This is a genomic window from Mesorhizobium sp. M7D.F.Ca.US.004.01.2.1 (assembly GCF_003997785.1).
GTDB lineage: Bacteria > Pseudomonadota > Alphaproteobacteria > Rhizobiales > Rhizobiaceae > Mesorhizobium > Mesorhizobium loti.
The window spans coordinates 1-18,350 of the sequence record NZ_RZRQ01000108.1; the positions used below are offsets into that span (position 1 = coordinate 1).

The window sequence follows — 18,350 nt, forward strand, 5'->3', positions numbered from 1 at the left end:
GTGCAGGGCTGGCCGGTCATCGTCCAGGCCGGTGCGTCGGAGGCAGGGCGGCAATTGGCGGCAGAGACGGCGGAGGTCATTTTCGCCGCGCATGCCGATCTCGCAGCGGGGCAGCGTTTCTTTGCCGACGTCAAAGGCCGTGCGGAGAAGCTCGGCCGGTCGCGCGACGACATCAAGATCCTGCCCGGCGCCTTTGTCGTTGTCGGCGACAGCATCGAGGACGCGCAGGCCAGGCGGGCGAAGCTCGACAGTCTCGTCTACTACGAGAGCGGCATTGCCTCGCTGTCGATCGCCATTGGACATGATGCCTCCGGTTTTGATCCCGACGCGCCCTTGCCCGAAATCCCCGAGACCAATGCCTCGAAGAGTGGCCGCGAGCGCGTCATCGAACTGGCGCGCCAGGAAAGCCTGACGGTCAGGCAACTCGCGCAAAGGCTGGGCGGCTATTCCGGCCTTGCCTTTGTCGGTACACCTGAAACAATCGCCGACGAGATGGAGGAATGGCTGGTCGCCGAGGGCTCAGACGGGTTCAACATCATGTTTCCCTACCTACCTGCCGGGCTCGATGATTTTGCCGAGAAGGTCGTGCCCGAACTGCAGCGGCGAGGGATTTTCCGGCGACAGTATGAGGGATCGACGCTGCGCGAGAATCTCGGCCTGAAGCGTCCGCCCAACCGGTTTTTCAAGTAGCACTTCCTTCGCAGAGAGGTCTCCAATGTCGACCCAGACCAACACCCGCATCGTGCTCGCGGCGCGGCCGCAAGGCCGGCCGAAGTCAGATGACTTCCGCATCGAGACGGTTGATGTCGTCCAGCCGGGGGAGGGTGAATTGCTGCTGCAGATCCTTTATCTGTCGCTCGATCCCTATATGCGCGGGCGCATGAACGCCACGAAATCCTATGCCAAGCCGGTCGATGTCGACGGCGTGATGGAAGGCGGTACCGTTGCGCGTGTCGTCAGGTCCCGCCACGCCCACTTCGCCGAGGGTGACATCGTCCTGTCCCATTCGGGATGGCAGAGTTTTGCACTGTCCGATGGTGTCGGGCTGCGCAAGCTCGATCCTGCGACTGCACCCGTCACGACGGCGCTTGGCGTGCTCGGCATGCCGGGCTTCACGGCCTATGCCGGCCTGCTCAGCATCGGGCAGCCGAAGCCTGGCGAGACGGTTGTCGTGGCGGCTGCCAGTGGTGCGGTCGGGTCGGCCGTTGGCCAGATCGCACGCATCAAGGGCGCGCGTGCCGTCGGCATCGCCGGCGGCGCCAACAAATGCGCCTTCGTGCGAAACGAACTCGGCTTTGACGCCGTCGTCGATCACCGTGCCGATGATTTTGCCGAGCAGTTGAAGACAGCCTGCCCTGACGGCATCGATATCTATTTCGAGAATGTCGGCGGTCATGTCTGGGATGTTGTGTTTCCGCTGCTCAACGAGTTTGCGCGTGTGCCGGTCTGCGGGTTGATCGCGCAATACAATGCCATCGCGGATGCCGGCGTCGACCGGCTGCCGACATTGATGCAGCAAGTGCTGCACCGCAGCTTGACGATCAGGGGTTTCATCCAGCGTGAATTTGTCGACCAGCGTCCGGCCTTCTATCGCGAGATGGCCGACTGGATAGCATCCGGCCGCGTTCGCTACAGGGAAGACATCGTGAATGGCATCGAGAACGCGCCGCAGGCCTTTCTTGGCCTTCTCGAGGGCAGGAATTTCGGCAAGCTTGTTGTGCGTATCGCGGAATAACTGTCGCGCAAGGAATCGAGGGCTGCCGAGACAATTTCTGCCACAGCCCGTGGCGACGCCTTTTTTTGTTCACCACATCATGAAGGAGGCGACGTCCGCATCGGAGACCTTGCCGGCATTCACGTCGGCGATCGCCTGGTCGACGATCGCGACACCCTCCGCTACCTCGTCTTCCGTCAACGTCAGCGGCGGCATGAACTCCAGCACATTCGCCTTCAGCCCGACATAGGTGAAGGCCGCACCCAGTTCGTAGCCGCGATAGATGATCTTGGCCGTGGTCGTCGCCGCAACGGGCTCGCGCGTCGCGCGGTCCTTGACCAGGTCGACGCCGATGGCAAGGCCGCGCCCGCGCACGTCACCGATGATTTCATGCTTGGCGCCGAGTGCCCGCAGCGCATCGGAAAACAGCGTGCCGATCCGCGCCGAGCGCTCGACCAGGCCTTCCCTCTCGATCGTCTTCAGCACCGCGTTGCCAGCCGATGTCGCCACCGGGTTGCCTGCGGTCGTCTGCAGAGCGAAGGCCGGCGCATGGTCCATGATCTGCTTCGGGCCAACAACGGCCGACAGCGGCAAGCCGCCGCCGATGCCTTTGCCGAAGACGACGAGGTCCGGCGTCAGTCCTTCGTGCTGGAAGCAGTGCATCAGACCACTGCGGGCGAGCCCGACCTTGACCTCATCGACGACAATCTTGATGCCGTGCCTGCGGCAACGCTCCTGCAACGCCTTGAGGAAGCCGGGTGGCGGCACGATCAATCCGCCATCCGACATCAGCGGCTCGATGAAGACAGCAGCGACCTGATGCGGCGGGCATGTGGTCTCGAACTGATAGTCGAGCAGGGCAAGCACGTCCTCGCTGCCGAAGTTCGGCCGGTACGGATCGGGGTAGGGCAGCAGAAGTACGCCCGGCCGCGGCAGTGTGTGGGTCATGGCGGTATGGCCGCTGATGCCCATCGAGCCCGAGAGATTGCCGTGATAGGAACCGATAAACGAGATGAAGCGCGAGCGGCCGGTCGCCGCCTGCAGCACGCGCACCGCGCAGTCATTGGCGTCGGACCCGGAATGGCCGAACCAGACGCGTCGTTCGCCTTCTCCGGGCGTGATCGCCAGCAGCCGCTCAGCCAGCGATACAGCCGGCTCGTTCGGATAGAGCAGCAGGCTGGCGCCGGCCATGTTGCGGATCGACGTCTCGACCGCCTCGACGACAGCTGGATGGCCGTAGCCGAGCACCGCCGGACCGGCCGATCCCGACAGGTCAAGCAGCGAACGGCCACCTTCCTCGATCAGCCTGTTGCCCTGGCCGCCTATGACGCTGAGCGGCGAGAACCGCAGCTTGCCGATCTGGGCGATCGTCGCCGCGTCACGCTCGCGCAGGCTGAGATTGCTCACGGGATTGACTCCGCCTGCTGAGCGGGCAGTGCCGCCGCCAGGCGGTTCGCCCATTCCTCGATGCCGGACCGTGTCGACAACAAATCCTGCCGGATCTCGACGAGGACGGCGGGGATACCGCGATCGTCGCCATGGATGGGCACGGCGTAGTCGGCGTCGCGGCTGATCACATAGGGCACGTTGGCCGCGACATTGAGCGCCGCATCAGTGCGCAGGCCCGAAAGGATCGCTTCGGCGAGACCGCTTGCATGGTCATGCAGCACGCCGGCATGCCAGGGCCTGCTGACACCGAGGAAGACCGGCGTGAACGAATGGATCGTCACGATCCGCGTCTGCCGGCCTGCTTGTGCCCGGCGGTCGAGATACGCGGCCACCCGGTCATGAAACGGCGAAAAGATGATTTCGGCACGCCGGGTCCGCTCCGTCGCATCGATGCCGACATTGCCGGGAATATCGGTGTCTTCCGACAGCACCGGAATGCTGCCCTGGCCATCGAGTGGCCGGTTGAGGTCGATCAACAGCCGGGAGTAGCCGCTGAGGAAGGCCGGAGCATCGAGCTTCGACGATAGCAGACGGGTCACCTCGGCGGCGCCGATATCCCAGGCGATGTGGCGCTGCAGATGGCTGGCATCGAGGCCGAGCTGCCGATACTCGGCCGGCATGTGGTTGGACGCATGCTCGCACAACAGCACGATATCGGAATGGCCGTGCTCGTTGAGGACCTCGACGGCCTCGGGCCAATCTTTTTGAGCGAGCAGGCCTTTTTCAGTCTGTGCAGTCATCAATAGAGCGTCCGGTAAAGATCGCAGATGGAAGCCGGATCGAGACCGGCAAGGCGCTCTGCCTCGTGTTGCTTGAGGCCGACGAAGGTTTCGATGAAGACAGGCGCGAACCATCCCGTCACGGTGCTGTCAGCCACAAGCGCGTCCAGCGCCGCCGGCAGGGTTTCGGGCAGGCGCACGAGACCGAGCTTTGCCCGCTCCGCCTCGCTCATCAATGTCGGGTCGCCGGTGACCAGCGGCGGCGATGGCAGGTTCGCCTTCAGCCCCTCCAGCCCGGCGCGGATGATCGCCGCCAGCGACAGATAGGGATTGCCGGTGGCGTCGGCGGCCCGGTACTCGATGTTGTACTGCCGCGCCGGATCGCGCCCGCCGATCGTCACCGTCGGACAGATGCGCAAGGATGCCTCGCGGTCGCGGTCGGCAAGCCAGGTGTAGGACGAGCTCCAGCTGTGCGGCTTCAGCCGGTAGTAGGACGACACGCTCGACGCCGTCATGGCGGTGATGCCAGGCAGATGACGCAGCACACCGGCGCAGAAGGCGCCGGCTTTGGCGGAAAGGCCGCCGGGCAGCGCCGCATCGTAAGTCACCGGCTTGCCGGCCTCGTCGACGAAGCTAAAATGGATGTGGATGCCGTTGCCGACGGCGTTCGGCGCTGTCTTGGGCGCGAAGCTTGCACGCCAGCCGGCATTGCGCGCCAATTCGCGCGTGATTTCGCGGATGGCGACGGCGCGGTCGGCCGCCGTCAGCGCGTCCGCCGGCTCGTGCGTCACTTCGAACTGCTCGTCGCCAAATTCGGCGATGACCACTTCGGGCGCGACACCTGCCTCCTCCAGCGCCGCCATCAGATTGGGCGCAAACGGGTCGGCGCGGCGCAGTGCGGCGAAAGACATCGAATGCGCCGGCGCGAAGCCGCCATCGGCGACATGGAATTCATGCTCGAAGGCGGCGATGACCGAGAGGCCGGTCGCGGCCTTCAGCTCGGCCAGCGCGTTTTTCAGCATCGTGCGCGTGCAGCCGAGCCACGGGCTGCCGTCGAGTTCGACGATGTCGCCGGCGACCATATCGAACGGCGTCGCCGATCCGGTGTGTGTCGTGCGAAAACGCGCCTTGAGATCGGGGATCAGCCGCAGGTCGCCCGACGAGCCCCAGGGGTTGGGATCGACGATCGAGTTGAACGGCGTCAGCGACAGATTGGCCTGCAGCCAGCCGACGCCGGTCGTGGCGGTTTTCTGCAACTTGCTTTCGGCAACGAAGCGGCCCCGCGTAACGGCGGAGAGATCCGTGGTGACGACGGCAACCAAAGGCTCGACGGTCGATGTCATGCCGTTTTTTCCAAAGCGTTGAAGCGGGCGACGACCGTGTCGGTGTCGGTGACCCAGCAGTAGCCGCCGAAGGCCTTGAGCGCGATGTCGTGGCGTTCCTGGGTGATGGTGGCGCAGGCGTCCGCTACGCAGGTGACGAGGTAGCCACGGTCGGCGCCGTCGCGCACCGTCATGTCGACGCATTGATCGGTCAGCACGCCGACCACGACGAGATAGCGAATGCCGAGGTTCTTCAGGAGATAGTCGACATTGGTCGAGTTGAAGATGCCCGACGACGTCTTCGGCAGCATGATCTCGTCGCCGACCGGTGCCAGCGACGCCACCGGCAGGCCCTCTGCGAGGCTGGGCGCAACATGGATCGGTGTCAGCTTGTGGTCGAGCGAGCGGTCGCGGCCGTCTTCGGTCAGGCTCTGGATTATGGTGTGCAGAACCTCGACGCCGTTGGCCCGCGCGGCGGCCAGCAGGCGCTCCTGGTTGGGGATCGTCTGCGACGATGTCTGCCGGTAGAAATAGTGATCCGGTCCACGCTCCGGATGCGAGGGATCGGCGCCCGGCTCCAGCCAAATGCGCTGCATGTCGACGAGCAGCAGCGCCGTTTCGCCGGCGCGGAAGGCTTCGTTTCGCTTGGGTAGGGCCAGGGTCATGCTTTGTCGTCCTGCTTTGCTGATTTGGGTCCAGGTATCTTGCGTGGTCCGGGTGTATGGCCCGCGCCGTTCTCTTGCGGGTCGCTGTCGAGCGTCACGGCATTGGCATGCCGCACCTTCTCAAGCCGCTCGATGCGAGCACGAGCGTCGTCGTCCAGCGTCGAAACAATATGAGCGGTGAGGGCTTCCATCTGGGCGATCGCCGGCGCCAGCGTATCGTAGGGCGAGGCCACTTCGAGCGGGCTGACGATGGTGACTTCGGCGAGATCTGATATCGGCGACAGCCACTGGTCGGTGAACAGGACAATGCGCACGTCGAGCGCCGCCGCCTGTTTTGCATAGGCCATCACATCGAGCTGGTAGCGGCGGTAGTCGAAGACGACGAGCACGTCGCGCCGGTCGAGGTCGGCCAGTGTGTCGAAAGTCTGTGGCGAGAGCACACCAAGATCGCGAACCTTGGGGCGAAACTGCACGAGATATCCGGCAAGCATGCCGGCGATGTGGCGGCTGAACCGGCCGCCGACCAGCACGACCTCGCCCTTGGCCTCCATCAGCAAGCGGGCCGCTCGCTCGTATGTCTGGACAGGTGTCGCGGCGGTGGCTTTCTGCAGGGCCGTGGTGACGCTATCGAGATAGGCCAGCACGGCGCTGTCGTTCGAGCCGCTCTGCCGCTTGGCCTCCATCATCAGCAGCGGCGAATGCAGCCTTGCCTCGACTTCGGTCAGAAGCTTTGCCTGGAAATCCGGAAACCCTTCATAGCCGAGCTTCATCACCAGTCGCACCACGGTCGGATCGCTGACGCCGGCGCGCCGCGCCAGCGACGAAGCGGTGCCGAGGCCGGAGGTCGGATAGTCCGTCAACAGCAGCCGGACTATCTTCTCCTCCGACGGCGTCAGCGTGAGATCCCCGCGCATCAGAACATCGCGTATCGCCATGGGCCTCCCCGAAATCCGTGTTCTCTTGTTTTGTCGAGTTTATTACAGAGATTTAAATATCGGTCAACAATGAAGAGATGTTGACATCGCGCGATCGCTGGCCCTACCTTGTCGGAAAGCAGCCAAGAGACTGTGGGGAACAGCCATGCGAAACGGAAGCGACGTCATCGTCGTCGGTGCGGGTATTGTCGGATCGAGCACCGCCTATCATCTGGCCAAGGCTGGTGCGAAGGTCACGCTGGTCGAGCAGACCCATCCCGCAGGCGGCCCGTCGGGTAAATCGTCGGCGCTGCTGCACGCCTTCTACCTGATGCCGGAACTGTCGCAGCTTTCCATCCGTGGCCGCGAGATCCTCGTGTCGCTGCCGGAGATATCAGGCGAAGGCTCTTTCGTCACCGCAGTCGGCATGATGTGGGTCTGTGGCAACGGCAACAAGGCAAGCTGGACGGCGGCAGCAGAACGCATCCGCGGTGAGGGTGCGCGCATCGAGACATTGTCGCCGCAGGCCTTTGCCGATGCGGCACCCGGCTTTGCGCTGGACAATGTCGCGCTGGCATTGTGGGAGCCGGAATTTGGTTATGCCGATGCCTTCGGCGCCACCAACGCCATCGCCCGAGCCGCCCGCGCCAACGGTGCGAAGATCATGCAGAACACGTTGGTCGAGAGCCTCCAGCGGCAGGGCGACCGCATCACCGGCGTCACCTTGGCCGATGGAACGGTGCTGGAAGCCGATACGGTCATCCTGGCCGCCGGGCCATGGACGCGCCGCCTGCTGGCGACGGTCGGCCTCGATTTGCCGCTGCATGTCGAGCGCCATCCGATGGCCGTGCTCGACGCCGCCGGCAAGGCAAGGCAGGTCATGCCTTTCGCCTGGTGCGACGACATTTCCTGCAACTATGCGCGGCCCGACAATGACGGCGTCATCCTGGCCGGCACCTGGGCCGGCGGCGGCACCGGCCTGCGCCACGAACATGCGGGCCGCCGCGCTTTGTCGAAAATCCCGATGACTACATGGAAGGTGTCGAGGAGCAGGAATCGGTCGAGATCCTGGAGACCTTCGCCACCCGTGTGCCGGCCATGGCCGAACTTGGCATCCGGCCCGGCTACGCCGGGCTCTACGACATGAGCCCCGACGATCTGCCTGTTATCGGACCCATGCCTGGGGTTGAAGGGCTGATTGTTTCTGCGGGGTCCTCCGGCCACGGCTTCAAGACCGGTCCGGCCGTCGGCGAGGCGGTCGCCAGGCTGGTCACCGAGGGCGTGCAGCCGATCCTGGCGCCGTTCTCACCCAACCGTTTCAAGGCCGCGTGATGGCGTCGGTGACGATAAGCGAGAGCAAGCCCAGCGGCTTCATGCCGGCCGCGTTCCGCAACGCCACGGCCGACGCCTTGTGCATGGTGGCGGTGCTGCTGCTGGTGGCGCTTGCCGCCTTTATCTTCGGCGGCGCCGCCATGCAACGCGTCGTCACCTATGCCGCGATCATGCTGACAGCGGTGCTTGGCCTGCAGATATTCTCCGGCAACAGCGGCATCGTCTCGTTCGGCCAGGCAGCCTTTGTCGGCCTCGGCGCCTATGCCACCGGCATTCTCACCATGCCGACTGCACTGCAGCGAACGGCACTGCGCGACCTGCCGCAGTTCCTCGCCGGGCACCAACTCTCCTTCTTCGCGGCGCTGGCCGTGGTCCTGGTTCTGGCTGTCATCATCGGCCTGTTGACTGGCACGCCGCTGCTCAGGCTTTCCGGGTCGAGTGCCTCGATCGCCACGCTGGCCATGCTGATCATCGTCTACACGCTGCTGGTCGCCGGGCGCGAGATCACCCGCGGCAGCCAGCCCTTCTATGGCGTGCCGCGCGAGGTCGGGCTGTGGACGGCCGCAGCCGTCGCTTCGGCGGCGCTGGTGGCGGCGAGGTTGTTTCGCGAAACCTCCTTCGGCCTTGCCACACGCGCCGCCGCCAATGACGAGCGCGGTGCGGCCGCCGTCGGCGTCGACCAGCGCACGGCGCGTCTGGCCGCCTGGGTGGCGGGTGTCGTTGCCGCCATGGCCGCCGGTGCCTTGATGGCGCAATTCCTTGGTGCGTTTTCGCCGCGCGATTTCTATTTCGACCTCGGCTTCACCATGCTCGCCATGCTGATCGTCGGCGGAATGAACTCGTCGCTCGGCGCTTTCGCCGGCGTCATCGTCACCATCGTTTTGATCGAAGTGGTGCGCCGCTTCGAAGGCGGCGGCGAAGTGCTCGGCCTGCATCTGCCTGTCCTGTTCGGCCTGACCCAGGGTGTGCTGGCCATTGCCATGATCCTGGTCATCTGGCGACGCCCGACCGGCCTGTTCGGCGAGCGTGAGCTGAACCTCCTGCGCCGGCCTGGACGTCAGGCCGTGATGGCTTCGGCGGCACCTCCGCAGCATGTCGAGAGTGACTGGCTCACCGCCGATCATCTGTCGCGCCGCTATGCCGGCGTCGTTGCTGTCGATGACGTCAGTCTGAGCTTCGGTACCGACAGCATCACCGGCATCATCGGCCCCAACGGCGCCGGCAAGACGACGCTGCTCAATATGCTGGCCGGCGATGTCCAGCCAAGTGTCGGCACCGTATCGGTGGGTGGCGCGGTGCGGCAGGCTTCGGCCTTCCGCTTTGCCCGCTCCGGCGTTGCCCGCACCTTCCAGAACATCCGCGTCTTCCCGCACATGACCGTGCTCGAAAATGTCGTCGTCGCCGCACGCCAGGTGGAGCCGGATCTTGGCCATGCCGAGGCGGCGGCAATGGGCGAACTTACGCGCATGGGGCTGGAGAGATTTGCCGATCAGCCGGCCGCCAGGCTTGCCTATGGCCAGCGCCGCCGGCTCGAAGTGGCGCGCGCTCTGGCGTTGAAGCCGCGCTTCCTGCTCCTCGACGAACCGGCCGCCGGCATGAACGCTGTCGAGACCGCCGAACTGGTCTCCATCCTGTCGACGGTCCGCGCCGAGCGTCGCATCGGCGTGGTGCTGATCGAACACGACATGCGGCTGGTGATGAACCTGTGCGAGCGCATCGTCGTCATCGATCATGGCCGCGTCATCGCCGACGGCACGCCCGCCGATGTCCAGAAGAACCCTGCCGTCATCGCCGCCTATCTCGGCAGCCGCACGGCGCGCGCCAAGACCGCAACAGCTGAAAACCAGACCGCATGACCCGCAACGACAGCCAATCATAAGAAATCCAGAAGGAGAACCGACATGCCAAGCCTCTATCGCCTCCATCGCGCCGCCCTGTGTGCGGCCGTGTTCGGCATCGCCGCCATTTCGACGGCCAGCGCCGAGGAGATCATCATCGGTGCCGCGACCGCGCAGACCGGCGGCCTTGCCCCTTACGACCAGCCGGCACTTGCCGGCCTGCGCATGTCGCTCGACGAACTCAACGCCAAGGGCGGGCTCGGCGGCAAATACACCGTCAAGCTGCTGATCAAGGACACGCGTTCCGACACCGCGCAGACCGCCACCGTCGCCCAGGAGTTGATCGACGCCGGCGCCAAGATCATGATCACGCCGTGCGATGCCGATCCCTCGATTTCCGCCGGCCAGCTCACCCAGCCGCTGGGCATTCCGACCTTGACCCTGTGCGGCTCTGCCCCGGTACTCACCGGCGCGGTCGGCGACGTCATGTTTGGCACCTATCCGGCCGACAATGTGCAGGCGACGGCGGTTGCCGACTTCGCCGTCTCCGAAGGCAAGAAGAAGGTGTTCCTGCTGACTTCGCCGGATTCCACCTACACCGCCAATTTGCCGGAATATTTCGGCAAGGTATTCGAGAAGAAGGGCGGCGCCATTGTCGGTCGCGGCACCTTCAGCATGGGACAGCCCGACTTTTCCGCCGAGATCACCAACATCAAGGGCCTGGCCGACAAGCCGGACCTGATCATGACGGCGGCCTACGAACCCGATTTCCCAGCCTTCATCCAGCAATTGCGCGGCGCCGGCGTCACCATCCCGGTCTATGGCGCCGATGCCATCGGCACGCCGACCATCAAGGCGCTCGGCAAATTGGTCGATGGCGTCGTCTACACCGCGGCCGGCTATGCCGAGCCGGGCAGCAAGCTCGAGGCCTTCAACGCCGCCTTCACCAAATATGCCGGCCACGCACCGGAATCGACCTATGAGGTCAATGGCTACGAGATCGGCCTGATCCTCGACCAGGCGGTCAAGACGGCCGGCTCCGACGACCCCAAGGCAATCCGCGACGCCATCGCCGGCCTCAAGGATTTCGAAGGCATCACCGGCAAGATCACCTATGCCGGCACCGATCGCATGCCGCTGCGGCCAGTGGCGCTGATGCGCTATGACGGCGGCGAGGGCAAGCATGTCCAGACCCTGATCCCCGACGCCGCCGACGTCCCCGCGCCGTGATGTCATGCTGAGCGTCGAAGCCCTGAAAATCCGGTACGGCGAAGTCGAGGCGGTGCGCCGCGTCGACCTCACCGTCGACAGCGGCGAGATCATCGCGCTGGTCGGCGCCAATGGCGCTGGCAAGAGCTCGACGCTCGGCGCCGTCGCCGGGCTGGTGCCGGTTGCATCCGGCAAGGTGATCTTCGACGGTGTCGACATCACCGGCCTGACGCCGGAGGCGATTGCCCGCAAGGGCGTCGCGCTGGTTCCCGAAGGCCGCCGCATCTTCGCCAGTCTGACAGTGGCCGACAATCTGCGGCTCGGCGGCGCAGTGCATCAGCCGGTGGCTGAGGCGCGGCTGCGCGAGGAGGAGATGCTGGAGCTGTTCCCGATCCTGCGTCGCTATTACCGCGTCAAGGGCGGCAATCTGTCCGGCGGCGAACAGCAGATGCTGGCCATCGCCCGCGCGCTGATGGGCAAGCCGCGCATGATCCTGCTCGACGAGCCCTCGCTCGGCCTTGCCCCGCAATTGATCGACACCGTCTTCGACCTGATCGCCGAACTGCGCCGCAAGGGCCTGACCATCCTTCTGGTCGAACAGAATGTGGCGCTGGCGCTAGAAATCGCCGACCGTGCCGTCGTGCTCGCCAATGGCGAGGTGGTGCTGTCGGGCACGGCAAAAGAACTCGCCTCCTCGGACCTCGTCCGCCAAGCCTATTTGGGAGCTTAAGAAGCATGATCGCGCAGCAGATCATCAATGCAGTGAGCCTCGGCGGCGTCTATGCGCTGCTGGCGCTCGGGCTGGCGATCGTCTTTTCCATCGTCGGCCTCATCAACTTCGCCCATGGCGAGCTGATGACGCTGTCGGGCTATGCGCTGCTGGCCTCGCTGGTGCTTGGCTTTCCGTTCCCGGTGGCGGTGCTTGTCGCCGTCTCCTGCGGCGCGCTTGCCGCCGTCGCCATGGAGCGCATCGCGTTTAGGCCGATGCGCGGCGCCAGCGTCACCAGTCTGTTGCTGACCAGCTTCGCCGTCTCCAGCCTGCTGAAGGTCGTCTTCCAGGACGGCATCTCGGCGCGGCCGCAGGCCGTCGCCATGCCCGGCTGGATGACCGGCGCCTTCTCCTTCGGCGACTTCACCATCGGCGTCGGTCCCAGCATCTCGATCGTCGTCTCGGCGCTGGCGCTGATTGCGCTGGAAGTCTTCCTGCGCCGCTCGGTGACCGGCACGGCAATGCGCGCAGCGGCGGAAGATTTCGACGTCGTGCGCTTGATGGGCATTCCGGCCAGCCGCATCATCGCTACAGCCTTCCTGCTCTCCGGCCTGCTGGCCGGGCTGGCGGCCATGCTGTGGGTGGCGCAGCGCGCCTCGGTCGATCCGCTGATGGGTTTTACGCCGGTGCTGAAGGCGTTCATCGCCGCCGTCGTCGGTGGCCTGGGCAGCCTGCCCGGTGCTGTCGCCGGCGGCTTCCTGCTCGGCATCATCGAGGTGCTGTTGCAGGCGACGCTGCCGGGAGCGATCGCACCCTACCGCGACGCCATCGTGCTGTCGGGGGTCATCGCGGTGCTGCTGGTTCGCCCGCAAGGCCTGATCCCAGCGGTTCGCGCCCAGCGAAGCTGACCTGATGTATAGCAAGCCTGAATTCGCGCCGCTGTCGCGCGACGAGGTGTTCGGCTTGATCGAAGCCGCGGCCTTCGCCACGGTGGTGACGTCAGGATCGCAGGGCCTCGCCGTATCGCATCTGCCCTTCGTGCTTGATCGCGTGCGCGGTGAAAACGGAACGTTGGTCTCGCATCTCGCCAGGGCCAATCCGCACAGCGCGCTGATTGCCGAGGGCAGGGAGACGGTCGCCATCTTTCACGGCCCGCATGGCTACATCTCGCCGTCCTGGTATCCGCGCAACCCGGTGCGCGACAGCGCGCCGACCTGGAATTTCGCCGTCGTGCATTGCCATGGCCTGCCGATTCCGCTCGACGATCACGGCACCGCAAGACATCTGCTTCAGCTTGTCGACATGCTGGAGAGAGATCGCGACGATCGCTGGCGGATGCGCGAACTGGGACCCGGCGGCATGGAGCGACGCATACCTGGTATCATAGGGTTTGACCTGCCGATCGGGCGGCTCGAAGCCAAGTTCAAGATGGGACAGGATGAGCGCCTCTACGACACGGGCGGAGCCATCAAAGCGCTGGAGCAAAACGATCCGGCGCTGGCAACGATGATGAAGGCGCACAACGCGCATCGCCAGGACTGACCGCCGGCAAGCGGCAAGGATAAGAAAAAAATGATTCCCAATCTCAACATCGTACCCTTCGTCAGCGCTGACCACATGATGAAGCTGGTGCTGAAGATCGGCGTCGAGCGTTTTCTCGTCGAACTCGCTGGCTACATCGAGGACGATTTCCGCCGCTGGGAGCTGTTCGACAAGACGCCGCGCGTCGCCTCGCACAGCGCCGAAGGCGTCATCGAACTGATGCCGACCAGCGACGGCGAAGTCTACGGCTTCAAATATGTCAACGGTCACCCCAAGAACATGCGCGAGGGCCGCCAGACCGTGACCGCCTTCGGCATGCTCGCCGATGTCCACAATGGCTATCCGGTATTGCTGTCGGAAATGACCATCCTGACCGCGCTGCGCACAGCGGCGATGTCGGCTCTGGCCGCCAAGTACCTGGCGCCGACCGGCTCGAACTGCATGGCGCTGATCGGCAATGGCGCACAGGCCGAATTCCAGGCGGTGGCCTTCAAGGCGCTGCTCGGCGTCGACGGGCTGAGGCTTTACGACATTGACCGCACGGCCACCGAAAAATGCATCCGTAATCTCGCCGGTCTCGGCTTCGACATGGTCGCCTGCGGCACCGCGCAAGAAGCGGTCGAGGGAGCCGACATCATCACCACCGTCACCGCCGACAAGCAGTATGCCACCATCCTCACCGACAACATGGTCGGCTCCGGCGTGCACATCAACGCGGTCGGCGGCGACTGCCCGGGGAAAACCGAACTCCACCGCGACATCCTGCTGCGCTCCGACATCTTCGTCGAATATCCGCCGCAGACGCGCATCGAGGGCGAGATCCAGCAGCTTGCACCGGATCATGAGGTGACCGAGCTGTGGCAGGTGATGTCAGGCGCGGTGCAAGGCCGGCGCGACCCCGGCCAGATCACGCTGTTCGATTCGGTTGGCTTCGCCATCGAGGATTTCTCGGCGCTGCGCTATGTCAGGGATCAGCTGCGCTCGACCGGCCTCTACCAGGAACTCGACATGCTGGCCGACCCCGACGAGCCACGCGACCTGTTCGGCATGCTGCTGAGAGCGGCCCAACAGGTTGAGGCATAGTCAGTCAGCCGAATCCCATATGGCATCCGGCACCACCACCAGTTTGCCAACGAAATCCTTGGCGATGAAATCCGCCTGCGCGTGGTGGAAATCGGAGAGCTTGTAGACGCCGCCGACCAGCGGTCGGATTTTCTTCGCTTCGATGTATCCAACAATGCGGCGAAAATCGGCGCGCGTGCCCTGGCTCGAGCCATGTAGCTGCAACTGCTTGAGATACATGGTCCTGAGATCGAGCTGCACGACCGGGCCGGCGATTGCCCCGGCCGTGGTGTAGCGGCCTTCGGGTCGCAGGATGCGTAACAGGTCGTTGAAGATGGCGCCGCCGACGAGGTCGGCCACCACGTCGATCGGCTGGCCGCCGGTCGCCTCGTTCACGGCATGAGGAAGGTCGGCAACGCCACGGGTGATGACAGCCTCGGCGCCGATGTCGAGCACCGCCTGTTCCTTGCCCTTGCCGACGACGGCATAGGGAATGGCGCCGCGCGCCCGCGCCAGTTGCACGATGCCGGAACCGACACCACCCGAGGCGCCGGTGACCAGCACGCGTTCACCGGCCTTGAGCGCGGCCCGTTCCAGCATCTGTTCGCCGGTGAGATAGGCGCAGCAGAAGGTGGCGAGTTCGACGTCGGTCAGCTCGGTATCGACGACATGGGCATTCTCGGCCGGCACGGCCTGGTATTCGGCGTAGCCGCCGTCGCGGCCATGGCCCATATAGTCGATGTCGGCGAGTGAATCGTCGTCGCGGTTGTAGATCGAGAAATCGACCATCACCCGTTCGCCGATACGGTCCGGCGACACACCTTCGCCGACAGCGGCGACGGTGCCGACCGTGTCGGTGCCCTGGATGCGCGGGAACGTCAGCGTGTTGCCCTGGCGGCGCCATGTTGATACCGCGGCAGCGTCCTCTTCCGTGCCATAGGCGCCCTGGCGGACCCAGACGTCGGTGTTGTTCATGCCGCAAGCGCTGACCTTGACCAGCACTTCGCCGGCGGCAGGCGCGGGCACTTTCACATCGCTGCGGTAGACGAGTTTTTCCGGTCCGCCGTGCCCGGTGAGCAGCACGGCGGCCATAGTGGCGGGGAGGGTTCTGGTCATGGCATTCATCGGTCGATCTCAGAGATTGGCAAACACGCTCTTCACCGCATCAGCCGTCTTCGAAACGACGATGTCGGCTTCTTCGCGGGTCAGGCAGAGCGGCGGGGCGAAGCCGAGGATGTCACCCTGCGGCATGGCGCGGCCGATGACGCCGCTTGCGGCAAGCGCCGTCGCCACTTGCGGCCCGATCTTCTGCGACGCGTCGAAGAACACCCGGTCGTCCTTGTCGGCGACGAACTCGACCGCCGCCAGCATGCCGTCGCCGCGCACGTCGCCGACATGTTTGTGGCCGCCGACCGCTTTGGCCAGCTCTGCGCGGAAATAGGCGCCGGTCTCGCGGGCATTCGTCACCAGATCCATCTCGTCGATCAGTTCGAGATTGGCGACCCCGGCGGCAACGCAGATCGGATGCGCCGAATAGGTCCAGCCATGGCCGAGCGAGCCGAGCTTGTCGGAGCCCTCGACCAGCACCTGCCACATCTTGTCGGCGACGATGACGCCCGACAGTGGCGCATAGGCCGAGGTCAGGCCCTTGGCGATGGTGATCAGGTCCGGCTTGATACCATAGTGGTCGGAGCCGAACATGGTGCCCAGCCGGCCGAAGCCCGTCACCACCTCGTCGGCGACCAGCAGCACGTCGTACTTCTTCAGCACCGCCTGGATTTTCTCCCAGTAGCCAGCCGGCGGCGGCACGATACCGCCAGTGCCGAGAATCGGCTCGCCGATGAAGGCAGCGACCGTTTCCGGGCCCTCGGCCAGGATCATCTCCTCAAGCTTGTCGGCGCAATACTGCGAGAACTGCTCTTCGCTCATCGAGCGGTCGGCGCGGCGGAAATAGTAGGGCGCCTCGGTATGCAGGATCGGCGCGCGCGGCAGGTCGAAGGCGTTGTGGAACAGGTCGAGCCCGGTCAGTGAACCGGTCATCACGCCCGAGCCGTGATAGCCGCGCCAGCGCGAGATGATCTTCTTCTTTTCCGGCCGTCCCAGCACATTGTTGTAGTACCAGATCAGCTTGATGTTGGTTTCGTTGGCATCCGAGCCCGACAGGCCGAAATAGACCCTCGACATGCCCTTTGGCGCGCGGTCGATGATCATCTTGGCCAGCGTTATCGAGGCCTCGGTGCCGTGGCCGACATAGGCGTGGTAGTAAGCGAGGTTTTTCGCCTGGGCGGCGATGGCGTCAGCGATCTTCTGGCGGCCGTAGCCGACATTGACGCAATAGAGGCCGGCAAAGGCATCCAGGCTCTTCCTGCCATTGTTATCCCAGACGGTGACGCCTTCACCGCCGGCCATGATGCGCGTCGGGCTTTCGCCGCGTGCGTGCGTGCCCATATGGGTCGAGGGATGGAAGAAGTGGTCGCGATCCCAGGCGGCGAGTTCGTTGGATTGGTCGAGCATTTTTTGACTCCTTGAGAAAACTGGCGCGACTTAAGGTGTGTTGAAATTCAGGTCAGGCCGAGCCGAAAATGGCGGGTTTCGAGAACCGGAGCGGAGCGTACTTGAGTACGTAGCACCGGAAGCGCAGAACCCTGGCATTTGCAGGCCGGCATCACCTGAATATCGACACATCTTAGGCTACGTCCAGGCAGAGATATTTTAGATCGGTGAAGGCTTCGAGCCCGTGGCGCGAACCTTCGCGACCGATGCCGGACTGCTTGACGCCGCCGAACGGGATCGGCGCGCCGGTGATCTTGACGCGGTTGATGGCGACCATGCCGTAGTCGAGCGCGCGGCCCATGCGTTGCTGGCGGGCGCCGTTCTCGGTCACGACATAGGCGACGAGGCCATATTCGGTGGCGTTGGCGCGGGCGATCACCACGTCCTCGCTGTCGAATGGCGTCACGGCGGCGACCGGACCGAAGGTCTCCTCGCGCATGATCAGCGCCTCGTCGGTGACATCGGCCAGCAGCGTCGGCTGGTAGAACAGCGGCCCGGCCTGGTGCCGCTTGCCGCCGGTGAGGCAACGCGCGCCATTGGCGATAGCGTCGGCTACCTGTTCCTCGACCTTCTTGACGGCGCGCTCATGCATCAGCGGCCCGATGTCGATTTCCTGAGCAAGGCCGTTGCCGGTCCGCAGCGCCTCGATGCGCTTGGCGAAGGCGGCGCAGAAGCGCTCGTAGATTGGACGCTGGACATAGATACGGTTGGCGGCGAGGCAGTCCTGGCCCGAGGTGGCGAATTTGGCGTCGATGGCGATGCTCACCGCTTTGTCGAGATCGGCATCGGCAAAGACGATCAGCGGCGCATGGCCGCCAAGCTCCATCACCAGCCGCTTCATCGTCGGCGCACTTTGCGCGGCGATCAGCCGGCCGATCTCGGTCGAGCCGGTAAAACTCATGGCGCGGACGCGCGGATCTTCGCACATCCGGCCGACGATGGTCGAAGCCTTGCCGGTGATGATGTTGAAGACGCCGGCGGGCAGGCCGGCGCGTTCGCCGAGTTCGGCCAGCGCCAGCGCCGACAGCGGCGTCTCCGAGGAGGGATGCGCAACAATGGTGCAGCCGGCGGCAAGGGCGGCTGCCGCCTTGCGGGTCAGCATCGCCAACGGAAAATTCCACGGCGTGACGACACCGACGACACCGAGCGGCTCGCGCCGCACCATCATTTCCGCGTTCGGCAGATGGCTGGTGACGCTCTCGGCATTCAGGCGTTTTGCTTCTTCCGCATACCATTCGACGAAGGAAGCGGCATAGTCGATCTCGCCCAGCGACTCCTGCAGCGGCTTGCCCTGTTCCAGCGTCATCAGCAGAGCGAGGTCT

At 64.8% G+C, this 18,350-nt stretch carries 18 protein-coding genes; 10 read left to right on the forward strand and 8 right to left on the reverse strand.

Annotation, left to right across the window (positions count from 1 at the left end; translation table 11 throughout):
• A partial coding sequence (locus EN993_RS16645) for an LLM class flavin-dependent oxidoreductase (RefSeq protein ID WP_127264181.1) occupies positions 1-690 on the forward strand: 690 nt, incomplete at its 5' end.
• Positions 691-715: 25 nt separating this feature from the next.
• Positions 716-1,735, forward strand: coding sequence for an NADP-dependent oxidoreductase (locus tag EN993_RS16650; protein WP_127264183.1), 1,020 nt, complete (start codon positions 716-718; stop codon positions 1,733-1,735).
• A gap of 69 nt (positions 1,736-1,804) precedes the next feature.
• On the opposite strand, the gene EN993_RS16655 is transcribed toward EN993_RS16650, so the two are convergent.
• From EN993_RS16655 to EN993_RS16675, 5 genes are read right to left on the reverse strand one after another with little or no spacing between them, the layout of a single operon-like run.
• Positions 1,805-3,121 (reverse strand): aspartate aminotransferase family protein, encoded by a 1,317-nt coding sequence (locus EN993_RS16655; protein WP_127264185.1) that lies wholly within the window; start codon positions 3,119-3,121, stop codon positions 1,805-1,807.
• Positions 3,118-3,903 carry an N-formylglutamate amidohydrolase gene (locus EN993_RS16660; protein ID WP_127264187.1) on the reverse strand — a complete coding sequence of 262 codons (786 nt, stop codon included), beginning with the start codon at positions 3,901-3,903 and terminating at the stop codon, positions 3,118-3,120. The genes EN993_RS16655 and EN993_RS16660 overlap by 4 nt, the downstream gene beginning before the upstream one ends.
• Positions 3,903-5,225 (reverse strand): glutamine synthetase, encoded by a 1,323-nt coding sequence (locus tag EN993_RS16665; RefSeq protein WP_127264189.1) that lies wholly within the window; start codon positions 5,223-5,225, stop codon positions 3,903-3,905. The genes EN993_RS16660 and EN993_RS16665 overlap by 1 nt, the downstream gene beginning before the upstream one ends.
• Positions 5,222-5,869: an isochorismatase family cysteine hydrolase gene (locus EN993_RS16670; RefSeq protein ID WP_127264191.1), complete on the reverse strand. Its 648-nt coding sequence runs from the start codon at positions 5,867-5,869 to the stop codon at positions 5,222-5,224. The genes EN993_RS16665 and EN993_RS16670 overlap by 4 nt, the downstream gene beginning before the upstream one ends.
• A complete protein-coding gene (locus tag EN993_RS16675; RefSeq protein ID WP_127264193.1) occupies positions 5,866-6,804 on the reverse strand; it encodes a MurR/RpiR family transcriptional regulator in 939 nt (312 codons plus the stop codon). Before EN993_RS16675 ends, EN993_RS16670 begins: the two co-directional genes overlap by 4 nt.
• A gap of 145 nt (positions 6,805-6,949) precedes the next feature.
• Between EN993_RS16675 and EN993_RS16680 the strand changes: the two genes are divergently transcribed.
• From EN993_RS16680 to EN993_RS16710, 8 genes are read left to right on the forward strand one after another with little or no spacing between them, the layout of a single operon-like run.
• Positions 6,950-7,930, forward strand: a complete 981-nt coding sequence (locus tag EN993_RS16680; protein ID WP_281040326.1) for an FAD-dependent oxidoreductase — start codon at positions 6,950-6,952, stop codon at positions 7,928-7,930.
• Positions 7,816-8,115 carry an FAD-binding oxidoreductase gene (locus EN993_RS38345; RefSeq protein WP_281040325.1) on the forward strand — a complete coding sequence of 100 codons (300 nt, stop codon included), beginning with the start codon at positions 7,816-7,818 and terminating at the stop codon, positions 8,113-8,115. The genes EN993_RS16680 and EN993_RS38345 overlap by 115 nt, the downstream gene beginning before the upstream one ends.
• Positions 8,115-9,971, forward strand: a complete 1,857-nt coding sequence (locus EN993_RS16685; protein WP_127264195.1) for a branched-chain amino acid ABC transporter ATP-binding protein/permease — start codon at positions 8,115-8,117, stop codon at positions 9,969-9,971. The genes EN993_RS38345 and EN993_RS16685 overlap by 1 nt, the downstream gene beginning before the upstream one ends.
• Before the next feature lie 45 nt (positions 9,972-10,016).
• Entirely contained in the window at positions 10,017-11,183 is a 1,167-nt protein-coding gene (locus tag EN993_RS16690; protein WP_127264197.1) for an ABC transporter substrate-binding protein, read from the forward strand.
• 4 nt (positions 11,184-11,187) lie between these two features.
• A complete protein-coding gene (locus EN993_RS16695) occupies positions 11,188-11,892 on the forward strand; it encodes an ABC transporter ATP-binding protein (protein WP_109670061.1) in 705 nt (234 codons plus the stop codon).
• Between the two features lie 5 nt (positions 11,893-11,897).
• On the forward strand, positions 11,898-12,779 hold the full coding sequence (locus tag EN993_RS16700) for a branched-chain amino acid ABC transporter permease (RefSeq protein ID WP_127264199.1): 882 nt from the start codon (positions 11,898-11,900) through the stop codon (positions 12,777-12,779).
• Between the two features lie 4 nt (positions 12,780-12,783).
• Positions 12,784-13,413: an FMN-binding negative transcriptional regulator gene (locus tag EN993_RS16705; RefSeq protein ID WP_127264201.1), complete on the forward strand. Its 630-nt coding sequence runs from the start codon at positions 12,784-12,786 to the stop codon at positions 13,411-13,413.
• A 30-nt stretch (positions 13,414-13,443) separates the two neighbouring features.
• Complete coding sequence (locus EN993_RS16710; RefSeq protein ID WP_127264203.1) at positions 13,444-14,496, forward strand: ornithine cyclodeaminase; 1,053 nt, start codon at positions 13,444-13,446, stop codon at positions 14,494-14,496.
• On the opposite strand, the gene EN993_RS16715 is transcribed toward EN993_RS16710, so the two are convergent.
• The 3 genes from EN993_RS16715 to EN993_RS16725 form a co-directional block, all read right to left on the reverse strand.
• Entirely contained in the window at positions 14,497-15,600 is a 1,104-nt protein-coding gene (locus EN993_RS16715) for an alcohol dehydrogenase family protein (RefSeq protein WP_127264205.1), read from the reverse strand.
• A 9-nt stretch (positions 15,601-15,609) separates the two neighbouring features.
• A complete protein-coding gene (locus EN993_RS16720) occupies positions 15,610-16,989 on the reverse strand; it encodes an aspartate aminotransferase family protein (protein ID WP_109670050.1) in 1,380 nt (459 codons plus the stop codon).
• A gap of 172 nt (positions 16,990-17,161) precedes the next feature.
• The coding region (locus tag EN993_RS16725; RefSeq protein ID WP_164757684.1) for an NAD-dependent succinate-semialdehyde dehydrogenase at positions 17,162-18,350 on the reverse strand (1,189 nt) is incomplete at its 5' end.